The 6,694-nt window shown below is 70.3% G+C and carries 9 protein-coding genes; all 9 read right to left on the reverse strand.

Annotation, left to right across the window (positions count from 1 at the left end; genetic code table 11):
- On the reverse strand, positions 1–827 hold an 827-nt coding region (locus BN11_RS15320; protein WP_048701642.1), incomplete at its 3' end, for an IS481 family transposase.
- 121 nt (positions 828–948) lie between these two features.
- A complete protein-coding gene (locus BN11_RS22920) occupies positions 949–1,098 on the reverse strand; it encodes a hypothetical protein (protein WP_157044198.1) in 150 nt (49 codons plus the stop codon).
- A 517-nt stretch (positions 1,099–1,615) separates the two neighbouring features.
- Positions 1,616–2,815, reverse strand: a complete 1,200-nt coding sequence (locus BN11_RS15325) for a DNA polymerase III subunit beta (protein WP_048699123.1) — start codon at positions 2,813–2,815, stop codon at positions 1,616–1,618.
- Positions 2,816–3,175: 360 nt separating this feature from the next.
- Positions 3,176–3,640: a DUF3145 family protein gene (locus BN11_RS15330; protein WP_048699124.1), complete on the reverse strand. Its 465-nt coding sequence runs from the start codon at positions 3,638–3,640 to the stop codon at positions 3,176–3,178.
- A 127-nt stretch (positions 3,641–3,767) separates the two neighbouring features.
- Positions 3,768–3,932: a hypothetical protein gene (locus BN11_RS22925; protein WP_157044199.1), complete on the reverse strand. Its 165-nt coding sequence runs from the start codon at positions 3,930–3,932 to the stop codon at positions 3,768–3,770.
- Between the two features lie 3 nt (positions 3,933–3,935).
- A complete protein-coding gene (locus tag BN11_RS15335; protein ID WP_048699127.1) occupies positions 3,936–5,408 on the reverse strand; it encodes an ImmA/IrrE family metallo-endopeptidase in 1,473 nt (490 codons plus the stop codon).
- Positions 5,409–5,524: 116 nt separating this feature from the next.
- Positions 5,525–5,725: a hypothetical protein gene (locus tag BN11_RS15340; protein ID WP_157044200.1), complete on the reverse strand. Its 201-nt coding sequence runs from the start codon at positions 5,723–5,725 to the stop codon at positions 5,525–5,527.
- Complete coding sequence (locus BN11_RS15345; protein WP_048699133.1) at positions 5,722–5,961, reverse strand: hypothetical protein; 240 nt, start codon at positions 5,959–5,961, stop codon at positions 5,722–5,724. Before BN11_RS15345 ends, BN11_RS15340 begins: the two co-directional genes overlap by 4 nt.
- Positions 5,958–6,694 (reverse strand): hypothetical protein (locus tag BN11_RS15350; RefSeq protein WP_048699136.1); only part of this gene is annotated, 737 nt, incomplete at its 5' end. The genes BN11_RS15350 and BN11_RS15345, both read right to left, overlap by 4 nt.

Here is a 6,694-nt window from a genome sequence, read left to right on the forward strand (position 1 = left end):
CGCTCCACCTTGCCGTTGTGGCGGGGCGTGTAGGGCCTGGTCCGCTGATGGCGCGCGGCGAAGGAGCACACCGCGCGGGTGAAGTCCTTGGCGCGATAGCAGGAGCCGTTGTCGGTCACGATCCGGGTGAAGCGGGTGACGCCGTGGGCGGCGAACCAGACGCGGGCACGGAAGAGGAACCCGATCGCGGTCTTCGCGGTCTCGTCCTCGAGGGCCTCGGTGTAGGCCAGACGGGAGAACCCATCGACTGCGGAGTGCAGGTAGACGTAGCCCGGCCGGGTCCCGCTGGCCTTCGCCTTGGCGGTGGCCCTGGCTGCGGCGCGGGCCTGGTCGGAGTTGATGCCGTGGATGCGCCAGCCGCCGCCGTCGGGGATGCGGCCGACCTTCTTCACATCGATGTGGATCATGTGCCCGGGCCACCAGGCCTTGATGGTGCCGGGCCTGCGCAGCGGTTCGCCGTCGACGTCGAGGTGATCCAGGCGCGCGAGGCCGAGCTTGTGTAGCCACCGAGTCACCGTGGCCACCGAGATGGGGATGTCCTGGGCCGCGAGTTCGCGCACGATCCGGCGCGCTGACCACTTGTTCTTCCGCATCACCGCTATCTGCTCGACCACCGCAACAGGTGTCTGGGTGGGCCGCTGGGCTGGTGCACTCGAACGATCGTGAAGGCCGGCTTCGCCGTGCTCGCGGTAGCGGGCCACCCACTTGCCCAAGCACTGGCGGGAGACGCCTGCTTCGGCGGCGATGTGGGCGATCGGTCGATGGCGGCAGCGCAGCACCAACCGCAGACGGCCTTGAGGGGTCAGCGGAGCATTACGGTGGGTCACAGGGCAGGTCCTTCGTGTCGGCGACGGTTGTCTTGGTCGACTTCCATCTTTGCCGCCGGGGACCTGCCCGTCCCTCACGACCTACGGCGCCGGGTGACACCAACCTCATGAGCCGCAACACCTAGTCGTCGACGACACCTGCTTCCACGACGGCCACCTCGGCGAACTCCTCGACCAAGTCCAGGCGTGCATCCACACCGACTTCGGCATCGAGCACTCGACCATCCAGTTCGAGTCCGTTGACCACGCTGCCCATGAACACGCCACCCACGAATGACCCGCTCAGCGACTACTGGCAGGTGCCCGAGGCAGCCACCATCGAACGGGCCCGCGGCCAAGTACACCGACGCAGCACGGGCGATTCATCGCGCTGGTCATCCCCGTCTCCCAAACCGCGGCCGCTGGCCTGGCGAAATGGGCAACCGTCAGACGACTCGTAACCCGCCCTCTCGCCCGACAGGGCACGCCCAAGGCCGCATTGTTACCCCATCGTTAGTCCGGAGAAGCTGGTAGCCGAGCAGATGCGGGAGGGCGGAGAGCAGGGACTCAGGGCCGGTGATGCGGATGGTGGGGGTGCTGGACATGGGGTCGTCTCCTCGCGGAGTCAGGAGCCGATGGTCAGTCGGCTCGGGTGGTTGGTGTCTTCGACGCTACCGCCCACCACCGACACTCGACCTCGGTTCCGACGCCCGGCTCCCCCACCGTGGCACCCCATGCCGGCTGCCACGGTGGGGCATGCCGAAGGGCCCCTCCCGGGGTGGCCGGTTGGGGCCCTTCGGTGCTGGGGATCAGCTGGTGAGGCGGACGGGCATGAGCACGTGCCGGTAGTCGGCATCGCCGGCGTCGGTGAGGATCATCGGCCGGTCGGGGGCGGTCAAGTGGAGGGTGACCTCGTCCGCGGTCAGGGTGGTGATCGCGTCGAGGAGGTAGGCCGGGTTGGCGCCGGTGGTCCAGTGCCCGGTCTCGCCGCCGGTGGTGGCCGGCAGCGGTGGGGCGGTGACCTTGGCGCGGTCCCCGTCGGTGGCGGGGGCGATGGTCACGGCATCGCTGGTGACGGTGATCGTGACCGGGCTCTTGCCGGCCTTGACGGCGGCGGATAGCGAGGCGGCGCGGGTGGCTGCCTGCAGCAGTTGGTCGCGGGCCAGGGTGACCGTGCGGGTCGGGGTCTGCTCCAGGATCGAGGAGACCTTGGGGTATTCGCCGTCGAGGGTGCGGATCCGCACGGTGGCGGTGTCATCGGCCAGGGTGAGCCAGGTGGTGCCGGCGATGACGTCGACTCCCAGGCGTGCCTGCGCGCTGGTCAGGCGCGGGAGCAGCTTGGCCAGGGTGGCCGCGGGGATGAGGACCTTCTCGGTGGTGGTGCCGTTGGCCGGGATCGTGCCGGAGGCGAGCCGGTAGCGGTCCGTGGCGGTCAGGGTCATGGCGCCCTTGTCGAGGGTGGCGTTGATGCCGGTGAGGATCGGCAGGGTGTCTCCTCGGTCGGCCGCGACGGTGACGCGATCGACCAGGACGCTCAGTGCCTCACGGTCGACGACGTGGGTCGGGGCGGTGGTTGCCGGCAGGGCCGGGAAGGCGTCGACGGTGACGGTGTCGTCCAGGGGGATGCTGTAGCCGGCGACGTGCACGACTGGGGTGTGGTCGGGGGTGTCGATGGTGACGTCGAGCTGGTCGACGGTCGCCTTGCGGCTGCCCTTGACTGCGGCCGCCAGGACCTTGGTGAGGCTGGGGTGGTCCAGCAGCAGCTGGCCGGGGCTCGTGCCCGTGGCGGGCAGCGTGACGGTGGCCGCGGTGTCGAAGGTGGTGAGCTCGATCTCGTCGGCGCGGACGGTGGCCAGGATTCGGCTGAAGACGGGCAGTGGCTTGCGGCCGGCGGCCGGCAGCGCGAGCGTCTTCAGTGCCTCGGCGAGACCGCGGTAGCCGGTGGTGAGGGCACCGGTGCTCGGGATCTTCTCGTCGGTCGCCGGGCGGCGGGTGGCGGTGGTGGTCATGGTCGTCTCCTGTCGGAGTCAGGGGGCCAAGTGGTCAGCTCGGCCCGGGTGGTTTGGTGTCTTCGACGCTACCGCCCACCACCGACAACACCACCCCCTGCAGGTCGCCTCCTCCCCCACCGTGGCACCCCATTCCGGCTGCCACGGTGGGGCATGCCGAAGGGCCCCTCCCGGGGTGGTCCGGGTGGAGCCCTCGGTGTGGTTGGACCTAGTCCTCCTCGTCGGCGGCGCAGCGCCAGCAGATCAGGTCGGCGGGCGGGGTCGCGCCGTCGAGCTGGTCCCCACAGCGGGGGCAGAAGCCGATGTCGAGGTCGTCCTCGGGCATGGTGGTCACCTCCTCTCTGATCTGGGCTGTGGGGGTCAGGCGGCGGCCGGGGTCTGCCAGTCCAGGCCGAGGCGGGCCGTGATCCGGTCCAGGATCGCGGCAGGGTCGGTGAGGGTGCGAATGAGGACGGTGAGCTCGCCGTCGGTCAGGACGGCTTGGGCGTTGGCGTCGCAATCGACCTCGTGTATCCCCTTGCCGGGCTGGTAGCGACACAGCGTCCCGAGCCACTCGTACTTGGGATCTTCGGTGACGGTGAAGGCGACGTCCTGGCCTTCCTCGCGCAGCGCGGTCAGGACGGCTTCAGCGGCGTCGCGGCACTCGCCGACGGAGCGCTCTTCGATGTCGACCCAGAGGGGCTGGTCAGGGCGGCTGTTGTCCAGCAGCCGGGTGACGTCGTCGTCGGTCCAGGGGTCATCGGTGAACGCGATCGCGGCCATCCGGATGGCCTCTCGGTCGAGGTCTGCCGGCAACGCCAGGCGGTAGTAGGTGCGGTCTCCCATGTCGGTCGTCTCCTCGCGGAGTCAGGGGGCCAAGTGGTCAGCTCGGCCCGGGTGGTTGGTGTCTTCGACGCTACCTCCCACCACCGACACTCGACCCCGGTTCCGACGCACCGAGGTCACCCCCTCATCACCCCATGCCGGCTGGCTCGGGGTCCTCGCTCTGGAGGGTGGGGTAGTGCTGCTCGAGGTGCTCGTCGACGAGCTGGTCGAGCTCGCTTTCGGTGGCGGCGGTCAGGGTGGTCATCTCGCCGGTGACGGGGTCGGTGATGTCGGCGACGTGGCGGGTGGTCATGGGTCAGTTTCCCTTCTGGTCGGGCCAGGGCCCGTCGGTGATCTTGTTGAACGCGCGGGTGGCTTTGTCGACGGCCTGGTGCATCACGGTCGGATTGCCGCGGGACCAGCCGGCGATGTATCCGGGGCTGAAGGCGTCGACCTGGTCGCGGGTCATCCCCCGGGAGCGGTTGACGAGGTAGGCGGTCATCTCGGCCTCGGTCTCCATCTGTCCGCGGTGGCGTTGGTATTCGCTGTAGTCCTGGTCGACGTGGCCGCAGTGGACGTGACCGAGCTCGTGGGCGATGACCGAGGCCTTCTGTGCCTCGTTGAGGCGCGCGTCGACGACGATCCGCTTGCTCTTGGGGTCGGTGTAGCCCAGGGTGCCTTCGCCGGTTTCGGGGCGGCAGCCTGGGATCTCGGTCTCTTCGTAGGAGTAGCCGGCTTGGCCGACTCGGGCGCGCAGGCCTTCGATAGTGCCGGGGGTAGCCCGACCGGGCGCAGGGCGGGCCGGTGATGAGGGCAGTGGGTCGCCGTGGGTGTCGGAGACGTTGAAGACGGGCACTCCCTTGAATCCCACCACGCGGTGCGTCTCTTTGCCGTCGTCGTCCTCGTCGACGATCTTGCGGGTGATCGGGGCGAGGATCCAGACGGCCTTGGCACCCTTGGAGACCTTGCGGTTCCACTTCTCCCACTGGCGGAAGCCCATCATGTGCAGGTCGTCGAGGGACTCTCCGCGTTGCAGCATCTGCACTGCGGCCAGGAGGCGGTTGTTGGCGCTCCACCGGCTCAGACCATTGCTGGCCATGGCGTTGAGCCAGCGGTGCAGCTGGCCGGACTCGACGATGGCCTTCACCGACGACTCGAGGTCGGCGACCATCGCCTTGACTCGCTCGTCTCCTTTCAGGCCGGCGTAGTCGCCGGCGGGCAGACCGGCCGGGGTGGGGCACTGATGGTCCTGGGAACGGAACTGGCCGCAGCCTGGGCAACGGTCCGCCCCTGAGCCGGTCGACGTCTCCGGACCCTCGCTGGCGGTGCTGGTTTCGGAGCTGCTCGGGTCGGCGGCCGTGGACGGTTGCTGGGCAAGCTCGGCACGGGCGGCTTCGAGCTCGGCACGTGCCTCGGTGCGCTCTCGGAGTGCGGACTGGAGGCCGCCATCTTCTCCACGACGGTGCTTCAGGGCGCTCACGCCGGCGGAGACCAGCGCAGCCTTGTAGCGCGTCTCAGCGGCCGCCAGGCGGGCCGCGGCCGCCGGGGTGGCCTGTGGTGTGCCGCCCAGGGATGAGGGGGGCTCAGAGGCGGCCTGTGGCGTGCAGGATGGCGCCGTCGCAGCAGCGGACCGGGTGGGGTCGGCGTCGCCGCCCGGCGGACGGTGGTCGTCATCTGCGGCAGCCGAGCCAGCTCGGCGCTTGCGCCAGTGGCCGGCCACCTGGACACCGGTCGCGGTGGTGTAGTCGTGAACCCAGATGTCTGAGTCGGTCTCGACGGTCGTCGTCATGGTGGAGCACCTCCTTCTGGCGGCGGTCGCACCGTGGTGCGGTCGCCGTCACTGGGGGAAGGTGCAAGAGGTGCGCCACTGGTGACGGGCCGGACGGTCTACAGGGGACCGACGGGTCAGGGCTGGGGGTCTGGTGCGTGGCCCTCGAGGTGCTCGGCCTGCAGGATCCACCGCTCCGCCGAGAGCAGGCAGTCGTCTCGCTGCTCTCCGGCGGGTAGGCAGTCCGCCTCTTCCAGGTCGATCTGGGCCGAGCGACGGGCACCGTCGGCGCCCTCGCCCACGTAGGGCTCGCGCAGCTGCACCGGTGGGGTGTTCATGTGGACCGGCGAGGCGTCGGGGAGCTGCTGGGCGGGGTCTTGCGGGCGGCGAGGATCTCCTCTCGACGCATCATCCAGATCGTCGGGAGGATCACGCCGGCACCGAGGGCTTTGCGTGCGCGACCGTTGAGCTCGACGACGGCCAGGACGACGTCGTCGGGTGTGTCGACCGCGGCCGCGTTCTCGGTGAGGTGCTGGACGAGCGTGGTGACAGCGCTGGCTTCGCCGATGTTCATCGCGGCCCGCCCTTGTCCGTGAGGTCATCGAGCAGGTAGCCGGCGAGGTGGCCGGCGGCGCATTCGTCGCAGACCAGGCCGACGTGCTGGGCGCGGTGGGTGCCGGCGCGGACGCCGAGGTAGGGGTGGCTGGTGGCCGGGTGCTCGTGGTCGGCGTGCTCGCACTGGCACATCACCAGGGTGCAGGAGGCGGTGTGGACCCCGAAGTAGGTGATCGCGTCGCTGACCGGGCTGTTGCAGTCGGGGCAGCGGGCGGTGACGACCGTGGGGGTGGTGACCATGCCGCAGTCGGTGCACTCCTCGCCCAGCGCGCCAGCGCGGGTGGAGGAGTGGTCGCAGCCGTCCTCGCGCCACGTGGCGGTGATCTGGACCTCGGCGACGCGGTTGCGGCCGGCGGCGTCGGTGAAGGTGACCAGGACGGCGCTCTCGCCGGGGATGGCGGCCGCAGGGTCGAGGGCGGGGTGGGGGTCGGCGGCGGCGGTGATGCCGTCGACGTCGGCGCTGCCGGCGTCGAGCAGGAGCCGGATGTCCTCGACGACGTCGGTGATGGTCATCGCGGTGACTGGGTAGGACGCCGGGGCCGGGTCGGCCGGGGCACCAGCCGCGGGGCGCGGCAGGGGGGTGCCGGGGCGGATCTGCAGCTGCTGCTGCTCGTCCAGGACGGCTTCGAGGCGGCGGCACTCGCAGGTCAGCGGGCCCTGGTCGTAGCCGGCCCACTCGACGACGTCGGCCG

Source organism: Nostocoides australiense Ben110, assembly GCF_001050535.1.
Taxonomy (GTDB): Bacteria; Actinomycetota; Actinomycetes; order Actinomycetales; family Dermatophilaceae; genus Nostocoides_A; species Nostocoides_A australiense.

Coding starts and splice junctions, on each gene's coding strand:
- BN11_RS15325 (WP_048699123.1), bottom strand. CDS start 2,815: ATGACCACCACCGCCACCCGCCGCCCGGCGACCGACGAGAAGATCCCG.
- BN11_RS15330 (WP_048699124.1), bottom strand. CDS start 3,640: ATGGGAGACCGCACCTACTACCGCCTGGCGTTGCCGGCAGACCTCGAC.
- BN11_RS22925 (WP_157044199.1), bottom strand. CDS start 3,932: ATGACCACCCGCCACGTCGCCGACATCACCGACCCCGTCACCGGCGAG.
- BN11_RS15335 (WP_048699127.1), bottom strand. CDS start 5,408: ATGACGACGACCGTCGAGACCGACTCAGACATCTGGGTTCACGACTAC.
- BN11_RS15340 (WP_157044200.1), bottom strand. CDS start 5,725: ATGAACACCCCACCGGTGCAGCTGCGCGAGCCCTACGTGGGCGAGGGC.
- BN11_RS15345 (WP_048699133.1), bottom strand. CDS start 5,961: ATGAACATCGGCGAAGCCAGCGCTGTCACCACGCTCGTCCAGCACCTC.